Origin of the sequence: Hymenobacter negativus, assembly GCF_017571495.1 — a bacterium.
Lineage (GTDB): Bacteria > Bacteroidota > Bacteroidia > Cytophagales > Hymenobacteraceae > Hymenobacter > Hymenobacter negativus.
This window is the reverse complement of record NZ_JAGETZ010000011.1, coordinates 101,737-122,032: the sequence shown is the minus strand read 5'-3', so window position 1 is coordinate 122,032 and position 20,296 is coordinate 101,737. Positions and strand designations below refer to the sequence as shown.

The 20,296-nt window shown below is 58.4% G+C and carries 22 protein-coding genes; 2 read left to right on the top strand and 20 right to left on the bottom strand.

Translation table 11 applies throughout. From position 1 onward, the window contains the following. Positions 1-27: 27 nt before the first annotated feature. From J4E00_RS20520 to J4E00_RS20505, 4 genes are all read right to left on the bottom strand, one after another. Complete coding sequence (locus J4E00_RS20520; RefSeq protein ID WP_208177143.1) at positions 28-960, bottom strand: helix-turn-helix domain-containing protein; 933 nt, start codon at positions 958-960, stop codon at positions 28-30. Between the two features lie 80 nt (positions 961-1,040). Beyond that, on the bottom strand, positions 1,041-2,024 hold the full coding sequence (locus J4E00_RS20515) for an aldo/keto reductase (protein WP_208177142.1): 984 nt from the start codon (positions 2,022-2,024) through the stop codon (positions 1,041-1,043). A gap of 187 nt (positions 2,025-2,211) precedes the next feature. Next, on the bottom strand, positions 2,212-3,279 hold the full coding sequence (locus J4E00_RS20510) for a DivIVA domain-containing protein (protein ID WP_208177141.1): 1,068 nt from the start codon (positions 3,277-3,279) through the stop codon (positions 2,212-2,214). 95 nt (positions 3,280-3,374) lie between these two features. Then, entirely contained in the window at positions 3,375-4,301 is a 927-nt protein-coding gene (locus J4E00_RS20505; RefSeq protein ID WP_208177140.1) for a WD40 repeat domain-containing protein, read from the bottom strand. Between the two features lie 168 nt (positions 4,302-4,469). On the opposite strand from J4E00_RS20505, the gene J4E00_RS20500 reads away from it, so the two are divergent. Next, complete coding sequence (locus tag J4E00_RS20500) at positions 4,470-5,147, top strand: 4'-phosphopantetheinyl transferase superfamily protein (RefSeq protein ID WP_208177139.1); 678 nt, start codon at positions 4,470-4,472, stop codon at positions 5,145-5,147. 39 nt (positions 5,148-5,186) lie between these two features. Further along, the gene (locus tag J4E00_RS20495; RefSeq protein ID WP_208177138.1) at positions 5,187-5,768 is read left to right on the top strand and encodes a redoxin domain-containing protein; all 582 of its coding nucleotides are present in this window, start codon (positions 5,187-5,189) and stop codon (positions 5,766-5,768) included. Between the two features lie 53 nt (positions 5,769-5,821). Here the strand turns inward: J4E00_RS20495 and J4E00_RS20490 are convergent, their stop codons facing one another. The 16 genes from J4E00_RS20490 to J4E00_RS20415 form a co-directional block, all read right to left on the bottom strand. Beyond that, the gene (locus J4E00_RS20490; protein ID WP_208177137.1) at positions 5,822-6,655 is read right to left on the bottom strand and encodes a transglutaminase-like domain-containing protein; all 834 of its coding nucleotides are present in this window, start codon (positions 6,653-6,655) and stop codon (positions 5,822-5,824) included. Positions 6,656-6,816: 161 nt separating this feature from the next. Further along, positions 6,817-8,544: a ubiquinone-dependent pyruvate dehydrogenase gene (gene poxB, locus J4E00_RS20485; RefSeq protein WP_208177136.1), complete on the bottom strand. Its 1,728-nt coding sequence runs from the start codon at positions 8,542-8,544 to the stop codon at positions 6,817-6,819. A 102-nt stretch (positions 8,545-8,646) separates the two neighbouring features. Beyond that, a complete protein-coding gene (locus J4E00_RS20480) occupies positions 8,647-9,438 on the bottom strand; it encodes a DUF2490 domain-containing protein (RefSeq protein ID WP_208177135.1) in 792 nt (263 codons plus the stop codon). Between the two features lie 106 nt (positions 9,439-9,544). Then, the gene (locus tag J4E00_RS20475; protein ID WP_208177134.1) at positions 9,545-10,168 is read right to left on the bottom strand and encodes a hypothetical protein; all 624 of its coding nucleotides are present in this window, start codon (positions 10,166-10,168) and stop codon (positions 9,545-9,547) included. Positions 10,169-10,265: 97 nt separating this feature from the next. Beyond that, a complete protein-coding gene (locus J4E00_RS20470) occupies positions 10,266-10,982 on the bottom strand; it encodes a hypothetical protein (protein ID WP_208177133.1) in 717 nt (238 codons plus the stop codon). Further along, the gene (locus tag J4E00_RS20465) at positions 10,982-11,365 is read right to left on the bottom strand and encodes a GntR family transcriptional regulator (RefSeq protein WP_208177132.1); all 384 of its coding nucleotides are present in this window, start codon (positions 11,363-11,365) and stop codon (positions 10,982-10,984) included. Before J4E00_RS20465 ends, J4E00_RS20470 begins: the two co-directional genes overlap by 1 nt. A gap of 15 nt (positions 11,366-11,380) precedes the next feature. Then, positions 11,381-12,160 (bottom strand): hypothetical protein, encoded by a 780-nt coding sequence (locus J4E00_RS20460; RefSeq protein ID WP_208177131.1) that lies wholly within the window; start codon positions 12,158-12,160, stop codon positions 11,381-11,383. Next, positions 12,144-13,001: an ATP-binding cassette domain-containing protein gene (locus J4E00_RS20455; protein ID WP_208177130.1), complete on the bottom strand. Its 858-nt coding sequence runs from the start codon at positions 12,999-13,001 to the stop codon at positions 12,144-12,146. The genes J4E00_RS20460 and J4E00_RS20455 overlap by 17 nt, the downstream gene beginning before the upstream one ends. A gap of 167 nt (positions 13,002-13,168) precedes the next feature. After that, positions 13,169-13,483, bottom strand: coding sequence for a DUF3817 domain-containing protein (locus tag J4E00_RS20450; protein WP_208177129.1), 315 nt, complete (start codon positions 13,481-13,483; stop codon positions 13,169-13,171). A 3-nt stretch (positions 13,484-13,486) separates the two neighbouring features. After that, the gene (locus J4E00_RS20445; protein WP_208177128.1) at positions 13,487-13,948 is read right to left on the bottom strand and encodes a hypothetical protein; all 462 of its coding nucleotides are present in this window, start codon (positions 13,946-13,948) and stop codon (positions 13,487-13,489) included. Positions 13,949-14,018: 70 nt separating this feature from the next. Next, positions 14,019-14,930, bottom strand: coding sequence for a helix-turn-helix domain-containing protein (locus J4E00_RS20440; protein WP_208177127.1), 912 nt, complete (start codon positions 14,928-14,930; stop codon positions 14,019-14,021). Between the two features lie 161 nt (positions 14,931-15,091). Continuing rightward, positions 15,092-16,423, bottom strand: coding sequence for a hypothetical protein (locus tag J4E00_RS20435; RefSeq protein WP_208177126.1), 1,332 nt, complete (start codon positions 16,421-16,423; stop codon positions 15,092-15,094). A 238-nt stretch (positions 16,424-16,661) separates the two neighbouring features. After that, positions 16,662-17,132, bottom strand: a complete 471-nt coding sequence (locus tag J4E00_RS20430; protein ID WP_208177125.1) for a hypothetical protein — start codon at positions 17,130-17,132, stop codon at positions 16,662-16,664. Between the two features lie 52 nt (positions 17,133-17,184). After that, complete coding sequence (locus tag J4E00_RS20425; protein ID WP_208177124.1) at positions 17,185-17,886, bottom strand: hypothetical protein; 702 nt, start codon at positions 17,884-17,886, stop codon at positions 17,185-17,187. 138 nt (positions 17,887-18,024) lie between these two features. Beyond that, positions 18,025-18,588 carry a hypothetical protein gene (locus J4E00_RS20420; RefSeq protein WP_208177123.1) on the bottom strand — a complete coding sequence of 188 codons (564 nt, stop codon included), beginning with the start codon at positions 18,586-18,588 and terminating at the stop codon, positions 18,025-18,027. A gap of 3 nt (positions 18,589-18,591) precedes the next feature. Further along, entirely contained in the window at positions 18,592-20,220 is a 1,629-nt protein-coding gene (locus tag J4E00_RS20415) for an acyl-CoA carboxylase subunit beta (protein WP_208177122.1), read from the bottom strand. Positions 20,221-20,296 lie beyond the last annotated feature (76 nt).

Below are 20,296 nucleotides of genomic sequence, written 5' to 3'. Positions count from 1 at the left end.
GCAAGAATAAGCCGAACCCGCGCCCTCTCAATGCGCCGAGAAGCGGAAGGCCGCGGGCGTTTGCCCAGTCTTGCTTTTGAAAAGGCGCGTGAAATACTGCGGGTACTCAAACCCCAGCCGAAACGCCGTTTCATTGATGGTAAGTGAGGTACTGAGCAGCAAGCTTTTGGCCTTCTCAATAAGGGCGTGGTGAATGTGCTGCTGGGTATTCTGGCCGGTGAGGGTACGCAGCATGTCGCTGAGATAGGCTGGCGAAACGTGCAGGGCATCGGCGAAATACTGCACGGTGGGCAGCGGCTTTTCAGCAGCCTCGGTGAAGTAGGCGTTGAGCAGGGCTTCGAAACGGCTCAGCAGGTCGTGTTCGGCCGTACGGCGGGTAAGGAACTGGCGATGGTAGAAGCGGTTGGCGTAGTTGAGCAACACTTCGAGCTGGGAAATCAGCACATCCTGGCTGAAAGCATCGATGGGCCGTTCGTACTCGTCCTGGATGGTCTGCATCAGGCCATTGAGCACACCTTCTTCCCGCTCGGACAGATGCAGGGCTTCGTGCACTTCGTAGGAAAAGAAACCGTAGGTGGCTATTTTCTGGCCCAGCGGATATTTGTGCAGCAGGTCGGGATGGAATACCAGCAGCCAGCCGCTCACCTCCGAAGTATCCAGCGAGGCATCGGCGGCAAAAACCTGGCCCGGAGCCAGAAAAAACAGCACTCCGTCGCTAAAATCGTAAGACTGGTGCCCGTAATAAAGCTCTCCTTTCAGCCCACGTTTCAGCGCAATGGTGTAGAACTGCTGCACCACGGGCGTCGTCACCGGAGGAATATTATGGTCGCGGGCCCAGCCACAGGCCTCTGCCAAATCGATAATAGTGAGCAGCGGATGCGCGGGCGCGGGCAGTCCGAAAAACCGCGTGTAGTCCGTCACGGTGTTTAGTACGTGGAAATCCTTGGAGGCATTTTTCATGGGTTGGGGCAGCAGATATATTATCCGATAAAAGCCATGCTGCGAGCAGCATGGCTTTTATCATTCATAAACTTCAGAGCTTACGCATAAGCCGCACCGGCAGCGCTGCCCACGGGCATAACGGCTTCCAGTTCGGTCAGCTCGGCTGGACTCAACTGGAAGCTGGCGGCGGCCACGTTCTCTTCCAGGTATTTGCGGCGCTTGGTGCCAGGAATGGCCACCACGCCCTGCGCCAGCACCCAGGCCAGCGCCAGCTGCGAAGCCGAAATACCTTTAGCCGTGGCCAGGGCTTTCACTTTCTCTACCAAAGCCAGGTTTTTGGTAAAATTCTCGCCCTGATAGCGCGGCAGGTTGCGCCGGATATCGGTGGCTTCAAAGTCCTCAAACTTCGTAATATCGCCCGATAAAAAGCCCCGTCCCAGCGGCGAATAACCCACAAAACCAATGCCCATATCGCGCGTGGCCTGCAGTACCCCATCCTCTTCCACACCCCGGTCAAAGAGCGAATATTCGGTTTGCAGGGCCGTAATGGGATGCACCTGGTGCGCCCGGCGAATGATTTCGGCCGAGACTTCGGACAGGCCAATGTAGCGGACTTTGCCTTCTTCCACCAGCCGGCTCATGGCACCTACGGTTTCCTCGATGGGCGTGTTGGGGTCGAGGCGATGCAGGTAGTAGAGGTCCACATAATCGGTGCCCAGGTTTTGGAGCGAGCGTTCGATGGCCTTGCGCACATACTCGGGCTTGCCATTGTAGCCCCAGGTCAGCGCCTCGTTATCATCGACTTCGAAGCCAAATTTAGTGGCGATTAAATACTTATCGCGCTGGCCGGCAATGGCCTTGCCCACCAGCCGCTCGTTCAGCAGCGGGCCGTAGAGGTCGGCGGTATCCAGCAGGTTCACACCCAGCTCCAAGGCGCGGTGGATGGTGGCAATGCTTTCGGTTTCGTCGGCGGTACCATACACGCTCATGCCGGCCAGGGTCGTCATGCCCATGCAGCCCAATCCTTCGATGGGTACTTCCAGGCCCTGGCTGCCCAAGGCTACTTTTTTGATGGTGCTCATTCTCAATTTGTGAAGTAAAGTAAATCACTTGATTTACGTCACAAAGGTCCCGCCACCCCGGCCGCTCCCCTTTATACAAAATGCACCTTCTGCAATACAAAACGCTGCCTAATCCATAAAACAAGAAAGCCCGCCAAAAGGCAGGCTTTCTCAAAATGCCGGCTACAGAATCCGACTAATCTGTGGTTTAGATTTCGTCAAAAAACGATTTCTCGCTGACCGCTGCTTCAGCGGGCGCAACGAAGGCCGCCGCGGCAGCCATGCCCGGCTGGCCGGGATGCGTGACCGGTGAGGGCTGGTTAATTTCGGGATGGTTGGGGCTTACCGGCTGAATATCAGGTGCAGCGGGCTGCACATAAGGCGGGTTCGGCTCGGGCACCTGGGAGGGAGCAGGTGGGTCGATGTGGGGCGCGGGCGAAATACCAGGGTTTTCGGCCGGGGCGCCGGGGCGCTCAATGTCGGGGCGAGGGGCTTCGGCGGGCGCTCCGGGGTCGGGTTGCTGGCCGGGCTTGGGGTTGTAGCCGGTAGTTTCGAGGGTGCGCTCTAACTGTTCTTCTGAACGGGCGCGGGCCGATTGGTGGAAAGAAGTCGGCGTGGCGGCGGCTACGGCAGCTACGGACGAAACAGCGGAAGTGGCAGTGACTTGCATGGGCTCGGGGATGGGTTCCACGACCGGTTCTTTCGGCCGTTCTACCTGTACGCGGGCGGCGCGGGAAAGGATGGCTGCCGTGCCGCCCTTGGGCCGGTTGCGGGCTTTCTCCACCTTGTCGAGAGCATCGGAGGCGAGGTGGTGCAGGTCGCGCACCAGCGTATCGAGCTGCTGCTCCAGGCGCTGGCATTCCTGGCCGAGGCCGGATACTTCGCGCTGCATATCAGTCACGGTTTTTTCGGCCTGCTGGTAGGCGCCATCCATCACTTCGCGGGCTCGCTGCCGGGCTTCGCTGATGATGCTTTCGGCCTGAAACTGGGCTTCGCGGATGCGCAGGTCCGCATCGCGCTGGGCTTGCTCGGTGATGTTATTGCCAGTGTCTTCGGCGGTTTTCAGGGTGCGGTAGAGGCTGCTTTCCACTTCGCGCATCTTTTGCACATCGTGCTGGGCGTGTTCGAGCTTGAGGCGCAGCTCGCGGTTTTCGTCGCCCATACGCTCCCACTGCTGCGAAATTGTGGTCAGGAAAGCCTGCACCTCGTCTTTATCAACCCCCCGAAAGGATTTTTCAAACGTTTTCTGGCGGATATCGAGGGCGGTGAGTTTCATTTTTTTAGTTGTCAGTTGTTTGTTGCCAGTTGTTCGGGTCGCAGATGGAAATCAGGCAGGTTTTTCCCTGAAAACTGATAGCGAACAGCTGACAACTATGCTTCTATTTGCCATACGGCCAGGCTACGGTCGTCGCTACACGAAACTAGCCGGTTTTGGTTGCCCGGCCAAACCAGCCGGTTCACCGACGTGCCATGGCCAGCGGCGCGGGCGCGGTCGAGCACGCGCAGCAGCGTAAGCGTGGCCGCGTCCCAGAGCTTGATGCTTTTATCGAGGCTGCACGAGGCCAGGTATTGCCCATCGGGGCTAAAGGCCAGGTTGTTGATGGTGTACATGTGAGCCGGCACGGTACCAGCCAATGAGTAGCCTGCAGGCACGTCCCAGGTCCTAACCTGGGCATCGCGCCCAGCCGTGAGCAGGCGCGTGCCATCGGGCGAATACGCCACCGAAAACACCGAGTTCGTGCTTTCGCCCAGCGTGTATTTTGTGGTCAGCGAATCCAGGTCGAGGATGCGCGTGAAGGTGTCGGAACTGCCCACGGCCAGTTCGTGGCGGTCTTCGTGCAGCGCAAGGCAGCGCAGGCTTTTATCGGCGAGGCGCAGGAGCTTCTCCAGCCGGAAATCGGGCAGCGTCAGCACGGCCAGCGTACCGTCGCCCAGCGCCACGTACAGCCGCTGCCGACTCTGCGAAACCACTATTTCGAAGATGGCCACCGGGGGCAACGCTGTGGCGTGGGCCAGCTGGCGCTTCGCCAAATCAATGGCCTGAATACCCTGAAAATTGTGCCCCAGCACCAGCATATCCAGTGCTGGCAAATGTCGCAGGGCATATACCGAGTTCTCGACGCGGGCCAGCAGCTCGCCATCACGGCCTGGCTCGGCGGCGTTCCAGCTCACCACCATACCATCGGCACTGCCGGAATAAATGGTGTCGTCCGCGCCACCCGTCATGGCATATACTGCGTCGCGGTGGCCGGCGAGGGTGGCAATTCGGGTAACGGGCGGGCGGAAAATTTCAGACATAGTAACGCCGCAAAGGTAGCTTCGTGTTTAATGGTTAATGATTAGCAGTTAATGATTAATGGCCCGATACAACCCGACGGGGCATTTCCAACCATAAAGTAGCCCTCGGTGCAAACCCGCCCCAACGTTCATTCCCCGTTAACCACCAACCGTTAATCACTAAAAAACATGCCGTTGCACTCCATCCAGCGCCTCTCCCCTACCGCCGTGCTGGGCCTTTGGCACCTCAGCGAAACGCCGGAGGAGCTGTGGCGCCTGCTGCCCTGGCAAGAGGCCTACCTGCCCCTGATGCCGGCCACGGCCGATGCCGTCCGCCAGGCACAGTGGCTGGCCGGGCGGGTGCTCATCCATGCACTTTCGCTGGAAATAATGGCCGTCCCACCCACCAATCTGGTGGTGCACAACGATGCCACCGGGCGGCCCTGGCTGCCGGGTACAGCGCATAATCTCACCGTATCGCTGTCGCATTCCGGCGCTTGGGCAGCAGCGGTGCTGAGCCAAGGCGGCCAGGTTGGAGTAGATATCGAAATCATCCGTGACAAAGCTCAGCGGCTGGCCAGCAAGTTTCTGGCCGCCGATGAGTGGGCCGCTGCCCAAGCGGCCGCCGCCGATAGCCACACCCACTACAGCTTGCTCTGGAGCGCCAAAGAAACGCTGTACAAGCTGGCGGCTCAGCGCGGCATCATCTTCAAAACCCAGCTTTTATTGGGTTCCTTTGTCCCGCAGCAATCCGGCGAAATCCCGGCTACGTTGGTCCTGGAAGGTATTAAGACGCGGCACTGCATTTGCTATTCTCAGCCGGCACCCGGCTACGTCCTCACTTACTGCCACGAACCAGCCGCTTAGCCGATGATGCTTTCGTTACTTTTCCCTTACCTTCCTGCCATGTCATTCCGCCGCATCTCCATTGTTGCCGCCGTTGCGCTGCTGGCCCTCACGCTGGCCGTGGGTGTGGCCCGCGCCCAAGGCGGTGGCACCGTCACCGATTTCACTCTCAAAACAGCCGCCAATGCCGATGTAGCCCTAAAAAGCTACGCCGGCAACAAAGCCGTGGTGGTGGTATTCTTAAACCCTGCCTGCGCTTTCTCGCGGCTCTACCAGGAGCGACTGGCTTCGCTCAGCAGCACCTACCGGGGCCGGGGCGTGCAGTTTCTGTTCGTCAACGTGCCTATTAACCTCGACGCGCCCGGTACTGCTGCTCCCGGCGAAGTCGAATTGCCCACCCTCACCGATGCCAGCCAGCAAGTGGCCGGGATGCTGGGCGTAAGCAAAACCGCCGAAGCCGTGGTCCTAGAGCCAGCAGCTGGTGGCTTTGCCATCCGCTACCGTGGCGCCATCGACGACAACCCCCAAGTGGCCAGCAGCGTGCAGCAGCCGTACCTAAAACAGGTGCTGGACAATGTACTGGCTGGCCGCCCGGCCGGCGTGGCCGATAAACGCGCCGCTGGCTGTTTGATTAAAAGATAGATGGCAGGCAGTACCTCCGAAATGAAGGTTCGGGGGTACTGCCTGCCATCCTGCTACTCCAAAATGCTTAGCAGCAGCGCCACTTCCGCAGCTTTCACGGGCTCTTGCAGCTTCTCGAAGCTAAGCTGCAGGTTGCGCATGGCACGGCGCACGATGTCGAGGTTAGAGCAGGGCTCGTAAAAAATAGGGTTGGAATTGATGTTGAGCTGCGAAACGTAATGCTCAATATCGGTGCGGGAGAGGACGAGGCCGCGGTTGTAGCAGTTGATGTAGAACGGCTCGGCACCTCGCAGCTCGGGGCGAAAGGTGAGCACGAACAGATTGGGCAGGTTCACACCAAAAACAGGGAGGTTCAGGCGCTGGGAAACCAGCAGGTAAATCACGCAGAGTGTGAGCGGGTTGCCGCGCTTGGTTTCAATCACGCGCTGGAGCATGGAGTTGGCCGGCGAGTGGAAATGCTGGGTGTTGGCCGCGAACTTGTGCTGTTTGAACATCACATAGTTCAGGGTTTGCACCTGGTCGGCGGGGTGCATTTCGGGGCGCAGGGCGGTCCAGGCTTCAAAGCGGAGCTGCTCGATGGCGCGGTTCAGAGCCTGGTAGTCGGCATCGGGGTATTGGTAGGTATTGAGCAGCCACATTCCCTCGAGCAGGTCGGTGGCTCCGGCTTCGCGCCATACTTTAAGGCGCTGCTGAAGCCCCTCAAACTGCAGGTGGTGAATGAGGTCTTCGAGCCGCTGCTGCTGCTGGCCGTCGAGGGTCTCTTCCCAGGATTCTTCCAGAAAGGGAATGATGCTTTCGCCCAGATTCTGAATTTTGTCCTGGATTTGCGGCGCGATTTCCGGGTCATCGAGCAGCGAGATAAGGGCTTTGATTTCTTTGTTGGTCATGGATGCGAAACGGCCGCCGCAAGGGTTGCGGGGCCGAATTTAACACGCGGAAAGGCCTTTTGGGTTTCTGTAGCGCGGACTTTGTAGTTCGCGTCCCCGATGGAAATCCGAACAACTGCGACCAGCGCGGAGACGCGGCCTACAAAGTCGGCGCTACTATTCTACCGAAATAGGTTCGTCTTCGCCAGCTCCAGCAGCTCGCTGCCTTTGCCATTCATTAGCGCTTTCAACGCATATAGGCCGAAGCCCTGGGCCTGCTTCAGCTCAATGCTGGGCGGCATGCTCAACTCCTGACGCTTCACCACAGCGTCGACCAGCGCGGGTCCGTCGTGGGCCAGGGCTTCGCGCAGCACGCTTTCCAGATTGGCGGGGTCGCTCACGCGGAACCCTTTCAAGCCAGCGGCTTCGGCTACAGCGCCAAAATCGGGATTGTCCAGCTCGGTGCCGTACTCGATGATGCCGGCGGCCTTCATTTCCAGCTCCACAAAGCTGAGGGCGGAGTTGTTGAAGACGATGATTTTGACCGGGATTTTGTGCTGGCGAATGGTTAGTAGCTCGCTCAGGAGCATGGCTAGGCCGCCGTCCCCGCACATGGCGATGACCTGGCGGCCGGGCTCGACCAGCGCCGCACCGTAGGCCTGCGATACGGCATTGGCCATGCTGCCGTGCACGAAGGAGCCGATGAGCCGGCGCTGGCCATTCATGTGCAAATAGCGGGCGGCCCAGATGGTAGGCGTGCCCACGTCGCAAGTGAAAATAGCGTTTTCGGCCGCCATTTCGTCCAGCAAACGGGCCACGTGCTGAGGGTGCAGGCTGGTGTCGCCAGCGTCACCGGTAGCCAGTTCGGCGAGGTGGGCGTCGTCGTCGCGGTGGCGCTCCTGGGCGGCTTCGAGGTGAGATGAATCGGGATGGGCCACGAGGTATTGCAGCAGCTGGCGCAGGGTTTCAGCCACATCACCCACCAACCCGATTTCGACCCGGGTGCGCCGGCCGATGTGTTCGGGCCGGACGTCGACCTGAATTACGCGGGCATCTTCGGGGTAAAACTGGCGGTAGGGAAAGTCGGTGCCCAGCATCAGAAGCACGTCGGCATCCATCACGGCGTGGTAGGCGGCGGGCATGCCCAGCAGGCCGGTCAGGCCCACGTCGTAGGGGTTGTTGGGTTCTACGTACTCCTTGCCGCGCAGGGCGTGCACCACGGGGGATTGTAGCAGCTCCGCCACTTGCAGCAGTTCGGCGTGGGCTTCGGCGCAACCAATGCCAGCCAGAATGGTGACTTTGGTGCCGTTGTTCAGCACCTCGGCGGCCTGGCGGATGTCGGCATCGGCGGGGCGCAGGGTACTACGGCGGCCGCGAGTGGGAAGCAGGACTTTGGGCGCTTCGGCTTCGAGGTAGGCCACGTCGCCGGGTATTACGACCACAGCCACGCCGCGCTGGCCCAAGGCGGCGGCCACGGCGCTTTCGATGGTCCGTACGGCCTGTTCGGGGGTTGAAACCAGCTCGCAGAAGTGGCTGCAGTCCTGGAATAGACGCTCGGGGTGGGTTTCCTGAAAGTAGCCGGTCCCGATTTCCACGCTGGGAATCTGGGCGGCCAGGGCCAACACCGGCACGCGGCTGCGGTGGCAGTCGAACAGGCCGTTGATGAGGTGGGTGTTGCCGGGCCCGCACGAGCCGGCGCACACGGCCAAATCGCCGGTGAGGTGAGCTTCAGCCCCGGCGGCAAAGGCTCCGCCTTCCTCGTGTCGCACAGCAATGAATTCGATGTTGTCGCGGGTGCGAATGTTGTCGGTAATGCCATTCAGGGAATCACCGACCACGCCGAAGACCCGCTTGACGCCGGCTGCGACGAGGGTATCGACAATGATTTCAGCTACGGATTTTTTGGACATGCTTTCATAGGTTAGAGTCGAGGGGGTGTACGCGAAAACAAAAGGCCCGGCAATGGTTGCCGGGCCTTTGTTTGCAGAAAAGGGTGTTGATGTGCAACTTAATCAGTCCTGCTGCGTGGGCAGCTGCTCCTGGCCCGCCGGCACGGCGCGGTGCGAGAACTTGTAGGTAAAGGCCATGACTACGTTATTCTTGGCCGCCGTATTTTGCAGCACGAACTGGCCCTGCTGGGCCGTGTAGTTGTAGTTGGCTTGGTTGACGTAGCCCACCTGCACTACAAAGTGCTTGTTGAGCTGGTAGCCTACGCCGCCATACACCCGGTTGCGCTCGAACACGGGGCCTTTGGGGTTGAGAAAAATTTCATCGTAGGCCGCCAGGAAAATCGTGCCGGCCGTGATGGTGTTCTTATTAAGCGGAAAAAAGGCGTTGAGGCGGTAGCGGTAACGCTGGCGAAACGCCGTGCTATCATCGCGAAAACTAAACCAGCGCTGCTCAATGCGGTAGCGATGTTCCAGCTTGAGGCGGTGCGAATATTGGGTAAGAATCAGCTGTTCCCAAAGGCGCTTTTCGGTATTTAGCGGGCCGGCTTCGAGGTCCTTGTAGTCGGAGGTAGAGTAGCGCCCACCGGCCACGGCCACCGTAAAATTGGGGTCGAGGTCATAGCTCACCCCAGCCTTCAACTCGTTGTAGAAGTACTCTTTGAACAGACCGTTGGTGCGGGCCTGAATCTCGGCAAACCCGCCCCATTTGTGCTCGGCACTGCCTGGCAGCTGCACCGTGGCGATAAACCAGGAGCCCCAGGGCTGCACAGGGTTGAGAGGGGTTTGGGCGTGGGCGGCAGGCGCCGCACCCATCGCAGTAGCCAGCAGCGCGCCAGCCAGAAGATGCTTGTTCATTCGGTAAGCCGAGGGCCCGACTTATGTAGTCAGCCGTTGCCCCAAAGTTACCCTCACTGGCAGTTAGGTAACTTTGGCTTAACACAATGGTAACATAGCGAAGCTCCTATCGCTCCATTCTTAAGACTCTACTTTGCCGCCAGGCTACCAGCAGGGCCATTACCCCCACTCCTACGCACCCACCGGCCCACAGCAGAAAGTTATACTGGTCGATGAATAGACGGTAGCCGGCAGTGAAAGCGAATAGCACCGCGCCCACCACCGCCCACAGTGGGCTCTCGAACAGCGACGAGGTAGCTTCCTCCCGGGGCGGCAGGTTCAGCATCACCCGCAGCCGGTTCCAGTCCCAGAGCAGTAGCGCCACCGTGGCCAGTAACATCAGCCCGGTGATGATGGGCGTGTAGCCAAAATCATAGGACAGGGTGATAACGAAGATGTTGCCAATAATGCCCGCAAACATCACCGCGCCCAACATGGCGTAGCGTTGCGTGAGCAGCAGCAACCCCGCTACCAGTTGCGCCCAACCCAAAAACTGCCAGTACAGCCCCGACTGGTACATCATCTCGAAAAAATGACCGACGCTATGCCCGCCATCGTCGGGTATCTGCGTGAAGCGCTGGCCCTTGATTTTAATCAGGCTAGCGAAGACGAAGGCACCGCCAATCAGGTATCGGGTGTAGATGACGGCTAGCTGCAACAGCAGCGACTGTTTTAGGGATTGGCGGGTCATAGTGAATTGGGGAGGATATGAAGGCGCCTATTTGCGTCTCGTTGTATGCGTCATTTGGGGTCACTATCGTTCAACGACGAGATGCAATTATGCGTCTCTAACGCGTCAGGGCTGATGCGGCGGTCCCGCCGAAAGTGACCGTGGCGCTGTCTGAGAAGTGGTAGCGCAGCTGCGGAATCTGGGTTTTCAAGTCGAGGCGGCTTTGGTGGTTGATGGCCAGGTCAGCACCCTGGATGTTATTACTGCCCGCCACTTCCAGTGCGGGCGCGCTACCAACAGAGGCACCGGCCACGGCGCGAAGCTGTCGTAGGTTGTTGCTTTCCAGCTTCACGGTGCCGGCCCAGCGCTGGTCCACACGCAGGCTGTCCTGGTTGAAATTGCGCACCAGCACTTCACCGCTGGGCTGGCCCTGGTGCGCTTTGCGCCGAGCCGCTGAGTAGGGCGAATCCGTGGTAAGCTGCTGCAGCTGCGGGCAGTGGATGACCACGGCCTCCCGGCCACCCAAGAAATGTTCTTCCTCAGGCTGGGCCAGCGTTACGGCCAGCGTGCGGCCGTTTTGGCGGAAGCGCACGTATTCGGCCGCATCTTTATTCACCCACACGCCGGCCGGCCCGGCCTCAATCCTGACTTTGAAATAGAGCCCGGCGGGCACTTCCACCGCATCGAAACCAGTGTTGGGCTGCTTGGTGTAGTTCTGCAAAGGGTCTTTGTAGCGGCCGGTGAGGTACTCGGCGCGCAGGGCCACGTCGTAGCTGGCCACAGTGCCGAGCACGAGGGCCAGGGCGGCCACGAGAAGTTTATTGCTGGTTTTCATCAGGAAACGACGGGAATGGGTTGGGCAGTTTTAAATTCTTCGTAGCGGCGCTGCACTTCGGGCAGCCCGATGCCGAGCAGCAGCATGGTGCCGAATACCTCCGGCAGCTCCTGGCTCAGAAACCGCTCGCGGCGGGCGGCCTGCACCTGCTGCACGGCGGCCGGCCCCACAAAAAAGCCGATGCCGCGCTTGTTATACAGCACCTCCTGGCTTTGCAGCAACTCGTAGGTGCGCATCACCGTGTTGGGGTTCACCTGCAAGTCGCCGGCCAGCTCGCGCACCGACGGAATCTTGCTATCGGGCGGCCACTTGCCGCGCAGTATCAGCTCGCTCACGTACCCGGCTATTTGCAGGTAGATGGCTTCGTTGTCTTTGAATTCCATAGGTATACGTCCCGATTAAACTTCTTTTTCGGTGAGGCGCACGTAGGCCCCCACCCAGCCCAACAGCAGCAAGCCGCCCAGCATTATCTCCATAAACAAGCTATTCTGGGCCGGCGATAGGTTGACGGAATACCAGTTCTGGCCGTCCTGAAAACTCATGCCACTCAATGGCACCGCGTTGCTTACCTCGCGCCCGAGCAACGTCTGCACTAGCTGCATATTCAGCACCGCCAGCGCCACCACTATTATCAGCACGGCAAATGCGGTGCGCACAAACTGCTGCTTCACGAAGAAGATACTGCCCCACAAAAACACCGCACTCACCACCAAATACACCAGCAGCGAAAAATAGAGGTGTGTTTCGTTCGAGAATAGCACCACCAGTGGCGCCTTTGGCCCAAACTTCCCTTCCACCTGCAGCACCAATGCATCCACCAGGAAAAAGCAACCAATGTACACCGCCAGGTAAATGGGCACCGCGTATAGCCAGCCCACCACGTACTTCTCCCAGTGCGAGGCAGGCAACATAAGCGCGGCCGTGGCTTGGCGCTTGTCGCCGAGCGGAGCAAACACCGTGCTGGTGAAAAATGCTCCCGCCGCCAGCAGGCCCATCACAAAAATGACGCCTTGAACATCGGGTACCAACGGCCCGCCGCCCATGAAGGCGATGAAGCCAAGCACCAACGCGATGCCCCCAATCAGCACGCCAGTGGCTAGCAGGTAGCCGCCGCCGTACTCGGCCGTGTGCTTGCTAAACAAGCGTGCGAAACGCGAAAGACTAAAGTGCTGGCTCATGAGTGGGCTGGTTGTTGGCGAGGTATTGAGTGAGGGCAGGCGCCTGGCCCACCAAGGCGTTAAAGAGCAATTCGAGGTCGACGCGGCCCGGCACGCCGTTGCGGTTGGGCCGGATGACCTGCGCGCCGCGCAATGACTCTTCGGTGTAGAGGTCCAGGCCGTCGGGTTCGGCTACGGTGGCGAAAGTCAGGCGCTCGGCCAGTTCGCCCAGGTCGGCATTGAGCACGATGCGTCGGTCATGCACCACCAGCACGGTATCAATCAGGCTTTCCAAATCGCGCACCTGGTGGGTGGAGATGATAAGGCAACGCTCGTCGGTGAGCGACGAGGCCAGGAGTTTGCGAAACTGCGCCTTGCTTGGAATGTCGAGGCCGTTGGTGGGTTCGTCCATCACCAGCAGGCTGGTATTGGCGGCCAGCGCGAAGGCAATCATGAACTTTTTCTGCTGCCCGTAGCTGAGGGACGTGAGCACCGCCTCGGCTGGCACCTCAAACTCGCTGAGGTAATGGGCCAGCGCGTCGTGGTCGAACTTGGGGTAGAAGCCAGCCGTGTGCGCCACAAATTTTGCCGCCGTCACGGTCGGCACGTGAACTTCTTCGGGTAGGAAGAATAGGTCGGCGAGCACGGCCGGCAAGCGTTTGGCAGCCGGCTGCCCCAGCACCTCACAGGTGCCTGCCTGCGGAAACGCCAGCCCTACAATGTTCTTGAGCAGCGTGGACTTGCCCGCGCCGTTCTTACCCAGCAGACCGTAGATATGCCCGCGCTCCAGCGTCAGGTCGAGGTTTTGGAAGAGTGGGCGCTTGCGGGAGTACCCAAAGTGGAGGTTACGGATGCGGACCATTTGCGTGTTGCTCTAGTGTATTATTGTTCTAGTACACCACAAACGTAAGCCAGGTTTTTATTGGTTGTATGCAGGTTGGAAAATTTATTTTTTGGACACGAAAAAAGCCGCCCATATGGACGGCTTTAAGGCTCTTGAACGGTCTAGAGGCACGACACTCCGCGTCTTTACACTAGTGGCGGAATCTTGCTCAAAATTCGGCTATCGACGTAAAAGGTGCCAAACGGCACCAGACAGGCCAGCAGCACCTTCCAAGTGGTTTCGCTGAACTTCCAGCGCTGCTCTACGCCTACGCTCAACGCCTTGATAACGAACAGTAGGAAAAGCAAGCCGTGAATGGGGCCCAAAATGCGAACCAGCGCAGGGTTGCCGTAAAAGTGCTTCAGGGGAGTGGCCACGCCGAGTAGCATCAGCAACGAAATGCCCTCCAGCAGGCCTATAAGGCGCAGCTGGCGCACGTTGTCTTGGAAAAAACTTGCCATATATCAGAAACGAAAAAAGGCCCGGCTCGCCAGCGGTGAAAATGGCCAGGGGATGAATAAGAAGATATTCAGCAAGGCTGCGCCGTACCACCACAGCATGGTGTGAAACTGCTCCCGGGCGTTGGGCCGCCGCTTGGCCAGCGCCGAGCCGATGGTGATGAACACCACCGAAACCAGCATGAGCAGCGGGTGCAGCACGGTAAAAAAGGCTTCGTTCAGCGCGAAGCCCGTTTGCCGGAGGCTAGCAAAACCGGCCTTTACCACGGGGCTGCTGAAGTAGAGCCCCATGCCCAACAATAGCTGCACGTGGGCAATAGTGGCCGTCCAGTGCCGCACGGCATCATCGGTTTTGGTGAAAGATTGGTTGGAAGTATATCCCAGGTACGCCCGCAAAAGGGCATAACACAAGCTACCCAACACCAGCCAGCGGAAGGCCGAATGAAGCGTGAGAACCGTTGCGTACATCGTTGTAAAAATGGATGAAGCAAAGGTCAGGGCACGGACAGTGTGCCGGCTAGGATGGATACGGCCGGTTTCAGGACTTTTCAATCCGGCGGCGAAATTCCAGCGGCGTGAGGCCTTGGTGCTTTTTGAAGAGCCGGCTGAAGTAGGAAGCGTCGGTCAGGCCTACTTCGGCGGCCACCTCCCCCACCGGCAACCCGCTTTGGTGCAGCAGCACTTTGGCTTCGAGTACAATAGCTTCGGCTATCCATTTGGTGGGCGACTTCCCGGTAGCGGCCTTCACCGCTTTGTTGAGGTGGTTGGGCGACACGCACAACTGAGTCGCATAATCAGCCACAAGCTGCTGGGTTTTGAAGTGTGCTAGCAGTAGCTCCCGAAACTTATTGGCCAGCTGCGTAGCTCGCCCGCTGTGCCCAACGGCAGCCGGCTGATATGCTTGGTTCAGCTCGCAAAGCAATGCTGCCAGGTAGGCTTGCAGCAGGCCCCGCGAGGCTAGGCCAGTGGCCGCATACTCCATCCGCAGCCGCTCCAGCAGCATTCGGACAAATTCGGCCACGCCTGCCTTGTGGGGAAAGAAAGGCATGCCCCAGATGCGCAGAAAATCGAATTCCAGCGCCAGGGCACTGTTCACCACGCGGCCCTGAAAAAAGCTGGGGTGGAAGCTGCATAGGTAGCCCCGATGCGGGCTAGCTTCACCAAAGGCAAACACTTGCCCGGCTGGCACCAGCAGGCAGTCGCCGGGCGCCAGCGGGTAGTTTTCGCTGCCCACACTCATGCGGCCTGCGCCTTCGGTCAGCATCACCAGCAGGTGCGAACTGGTGCGCGTAGGCGGCACCGGCAGCCGCATCAGCCGGTACATTTCTTCCAGCCGCACCACAAAAAACTGCTCAAAACCCGTCCGTAGCAGTGCTTGTAAGGCCGGCTCGGGCCGCACATGGGCGCGGTGGAAGGCCTTAGTATCGCGCGTTGGAATGGACGGCAGCATGTTTTAAAAGTAATCTAAGCCAGATTTTCAGGTGGCTCAGACGGTATAGAGACGTAATGTTTTGCGTCTCTTCGTTGAAGGGCCCGACAAATGAAGCCCGCATAACAGCCAAACGGCTCGGCTAACGAGACGCAAAACATTACGTCTCTACGGCATAATAGCTAATTGAAAAATACCTGGTACTGCACAACCACGGCGCTGTTGCGAGTATCGACGCGGTTGGTGCCGTCGGCGTGGAAGCTGTATACGGGGCGGTTCTGGTAGCTGACGGTGAGCTTGGAGCCTTGGCCGTTGAGCAACCAGTTCACGCCGGCGTCGAAGTAGTGCATGTTGTCGGCGAGGCGTTTGTAGGAGGCGTACTGGTAGCTCACATAGGGCATGAAGGTGGTGCTGCCCAGTAGGTTTTCCCGGAATTTGTAGCCCAGCTGCCCGTAGAGGACGTTGCCGGTACCGAAGAGTGGCACGGCATTGCCGAAGGTATTGCCCGCGCCGGGCACCTGCGTGCTAGCCGCTTTGGTACTGATACCGTTGGCGGGATTCATGGGGCCGGTGTAGCGGAGGTAGCCCGGGCCGTAGTCGAGGTGCATGGCGACGGCGTAGAAGCTGATGCTGGCCGCACCTTTGGCCGTGTCGAGGGGAGCGTCGTAGAACAAGTCGACGGCCACCTGCTTCATGGCCTGAGTAAGGGTGTCGGGGCTACCGGTGTTGCGGTACCACATGGCCTCGGGCTGTACAATGAAGCCGGCACCCACATTCAGCACGTTTTTCTGGCCCAGGTAGGTGCCGGCGTTGTAGGCCGTGAGGTTGCTCTCCTGGTCTTTGAACTGGTACATGAAATAGCCCTGGTATTGGGCCTTGGGCGGGCGGCCCGAAAACGTGGCGAAGGTGTTGATGGGGGCATTGGCCACCAGCAGCGGGTCGGACAGGGCCACACGGTAGTCGAGTTGGCCCAGCTTGCCCTTGGCGTAGAGGCTCAGCTTGCGGCCAAACTGGTCGTTCACGTCGTTAGTGGTTTCGGCCACCAGCGGCAGGTCGATGCCCATGATGCTGCCCACCGACGAGGCCGTGAGGCGCGAAAGGCCGTTCCAGGCCCCCAGGCCGGCGCCCAGCGAGAGGTGCTTTTTCACGACGGCGTATTCGCCCACGGCATCGTGCAGGAAAAAGCCGGTTTTCGGCGCCGAGTCATAGCCGAAATTGTTGATGCCAATCTGCGAGTAGACGAACACGCGGTCCGTCAGCTGGCCAAAGAACTGAATGCGGAACCGCCGAATGCCCACGTCGAAGGTGTTGGGCTTGGCGTAGCCGTTCACCAGCGTGCCAGGGTTGCTTTGGTTGTAACGCGCCCACACCTGGTTAAAGAGCGTGAATTTGACATAGTGGCTGCCGTCGGGGTTCAGCGTCAGCTTGCCATCTTTCAACGTTTGGGCAGAAGCCAAGACTGGTAGAGCGGCCAGTATCAAGGCATAAGGCAGGTGGTAATTTTTCAACTTCATAGAATTGCGACGGAAATAAATGCAAAGATGACCCGGCGCGCTCCATCGGTTTTTCCAGCTGCGGCGCCGACTTGCGCCTGATGAAATAAAAAGAGCCCTTGGTAAGGCACCAAGGGTTCTTTTGAGCACAGGCTGTTTAGAAAGTCTAGGCAATTAAACTATACGGCAAGCAGAGTATGACGAAGCATCAGGCAGATATGCCACCATCAATAAAAACAGCGCACACAGGCGTTTCGCATCAGGCGAAATGCTGCCACAGCCGCGCCCAGAAACCGGAGCTGCCGTCTTGGTCGTCTTCCAGTGGCAACTTGCCCAGCAGCGCCCGAGCCCGGAACACATCCTTCCCCACCACGCTGATGACCTGACGGTAATCGTTTTGGGCGTAATGTAGCCGGTAGGCGTGCGTGGCAATGCCTTGAGATTCCAGCCGCGCCCGCAGGGCCTGCGCCGCCGGCTCGCTCCGTAGCACGCCCACCAGGTGCCGGTGCTCCATCTTCATCACGAAGTCGAAGAAGTACTGGCAGGCCACTGCCTCATCTATCGAGGTGAAAACAGGGGCCTGGTCGTCGCCACGCTCGGAGTAAAACACAGTCCACTGCTGCCCCTGCTGCATCAGGCAGAAGCCGTCGTAGCTGCGCGTGTTGATGGCGTAGTTGCTGGGGTTGCAGCCTTCGGCCAACAGGCGGCGGGAGAGTTCGGCGGTGGTCATGAGTGCGGGCGCGGCTATTTCGCCAGCTTACGGGTGACCGGTGGCAGTGCATTCATTTCAGCAGGGCATTGATTGCCATCTGGGCCCCTATTGGGCTATAGCCACTCTTGATGCAAGTCAGATTAATGAACTCCGAGATAAAGCCCGAGCCATAAAAGTCTGGTGGATTTGTCTTCTGGTATTTTTCTATCACAACCTTCCATTCGGCACTTTTCATTTCATCCAAAATCTGCTGAGCCTGTTCTTTGGTTGAAACCCGTTTCAATTCTGCCAGCTTTTTCATGTAAGCATCGCTGAAGTACGTGAAATAAAAGCTTTTGCGCATCACTTCATCGCTGACTTTCGCAGTGTCAATCTGGGCTTTGGTCGAGCCAAGCCGTTGGGGTAGAAAGCCGATGGCATTATCGCTCTGGCGGTTTAGGATGACGAGCAAGTACCTGGTTTCGGGATAAGGCGTAGAAGTAAGTTTAAGGGTATCCAGTTTCTCAACTTTTAACACATCAAATTTGCCTGTTCTGGAAGCGGCAATGATTTTAAAATGGTCGCCTACTCGAAGGGCTTTCGCTTTCGCGATGCCAGGCCCCGTCAACCCAGCCGGATAGGCTTGAAAAAAATAGAGGGTGTCGTGACTTTGGCGCAGCTTCGTCACACCCAGCCCCCTCCCAATGAAACTGTACTCTTGGCGCAGAAGCTGTTGCCCGTGCGCAAAACCAAAACCAAACAATAAGGCAAAAAGCACAAGGGTCCTTAACATGACTGCAGTTATGATAAGTTAAGCACGAACGAGGTTTGGGCGACATTCGCGAACTCGCCGCGGTTGGGCAGCAGGACGTAGGTGGGTGGTTTTACCCGCGCCGTTATTGGTGAGCAGGAGATAAATGGTTTTACGGACTTAGTATCGTAATGCTACTCCGCTTTTACTCAAAGCATCAGCTCCGGGCAACACATCCATACCATCAAACTTCCTGACGGCCATTTTACTAATCTGTCGTCTCAATCGTCCAGGAGTTGATACTATTTCTTTCCAGTTCCAACGTTTCACCTCTGCCAACTCTTTATCATCATCTGCTCTTCCTAAGGCCCCCCTTTCATTGAAGTGGCCAATGTTAGAATGATGAAGGTTATTTCTTTGGCACCCACCCAAGTATAATTGAATCAGTCCCCATCCGCCTGTTGCATAGCGAAAAGTATGGCCTCCGCAACGCTCTGGGTTCAAATTAATTCTTCTAAAAGCGACTGCCCCGCCAAAACGAGGACTCCATAATTGCAGCGTTATGGCAAACTGCCCACCGTTCTCTAAATCAAATTTCGCAGCTATTTCAGAGGCTTTTTTGTACCAACATGCCTCCTGACCAAATTCAGACGACAAGTCGAAAACCTGCAAGTCCGTGTGCTCAAAAATGAACTCAAAGACCTGAATTTTATCAATTCCAGTCGCTAAGAAGTTATAGTTCATACCTCACACTTGAATAACCCCCACGTTGTACGCCTTCTCAATCGGCGCGTGGTTGGCCGCTGCGATGCCTTCGGAAATCACCTTGCGGGTTTCCAGTGGGTCAATCACGGCATCGACCCAGAGGCGAGCGGCGGCGTAATAGGGCGAAAGCTGCTCCTCGTAACGAGCCTTGATGCGGTCGAGCAGCTCTTTTTCAGCTTCGGGGGTAATGACTTCGCCCTTGGCTTTGAGGGAGGCAACCTGGATTTGCAGCAGGGTGTTGGCAGCTGCGGCACCGCTCATGACGGCCAGCTGGGCCGTGGGCCAGGCCACGATGAGGCGCGGGTCGTAGGCCTTGCCACACATGGCGTAGTTGCCGGCACCGTAGCTATTGCCCACGATGACCGTGAACTTGGGCACCACCGAGTTGCTCATGGCATTTACCATCTTAGCGCCGTCCTTAATAATGCCGCCCTGCTCGCTCTGGCTGCCCACCATGAAGCCCGACACGTCGTGCAGAAACACCAGCGGAATGCGCTTCTGGTTGCAGTTCATGATGAAGCGCGCCGCCTTGTCGGCTGAGTCGGAGTAGATGACGCCGCCCATCTGCATGCCGGTTTTCTTGCTCTTCACGATTTTGCGCTGGTTGGCCACGATGCCTACCGCCCAGCCATCAATGCGCGCCAGCCCGCAGATGAGCGTTTGACCGTACAGGTCCTTGTAGGGCTCAAATTCCGAGTTGTCGACTAGGCGGTTGATGATGTCCATCATGTCGTAAGGCTTCACTCGGTCCGATGGCAGCAGGCCGTATATTTCCTGCTCGTCCTGCGCCGGCTTGGCGGGGGCTGCGCGGCTGAAACCGGCCGTGGCCTGTCCGCCCATCTTGTCGAAAATGTTGCGGATGTGCTCCAGACACTCCTCGTCGGTGTCGAACTTGTAGTCCGTCACACCCGAGATTTCGGAGTGCATGCTCGCGCCGCCCAGTGCCTCGTTGTCGATGGTTTCGCCAATGGCAGACTTCACCAGATACGAGCCGGCCAGGAACACCGAACCGGTGCCGTTCACAATCATGGCCTCGTCGGACATAATGGGCAAATAGGCACCACCCGCCACGCAGGGGCCCATAATGGCTGAAATCTGCACGATGCCCATGCTACTCATCACCGCATTGTTGCGGAAGATGCGACCGAAGTGCTCCTTATCCGGGAAAATCTCGTCCTGCATAGGCAAGTACACCCCCGCCGAGTCCACGAGGTAGATAATCGGCAGCTTGTTCTCGATGCTGATTTCCTGAGCCCGCAGGTTCTTTTTAGCCGTGATGGGAAACCAGGCACCCGCCTTCACGGTGGCGTCGTTGGCTACTACTACGCACTGCCGCCCAGCCACGTAGCCGATGACGACGACCACGCCGCCGCCTGGGCAGCCGCCTTCCTCTTTGTACATCCCTTCGCCCGCAAAGGCCCCGATTTCCACTTGGGCCGCGCCTTTATCCAGCAGGTAGGCTATCCGCTCGCGGGCGGTGAGCTTGCCCTTGGCCTTATGGGCTTCAATGCGCTTCTGTCCACCGCCGAGGGCCACGCGTTGGAGCTTTTGGGTGAGGTTGAAGCTGAGTTGCTTGAGTTGGTCTTCGTTGCGGTTGAACTCGACGTTCATAAGAAATGCGGGGTGGGATTTTGGTGGGATGGGCACAAAAAAATCCGCCCGGGGGCGGATTTCAAAGGTACGGCGA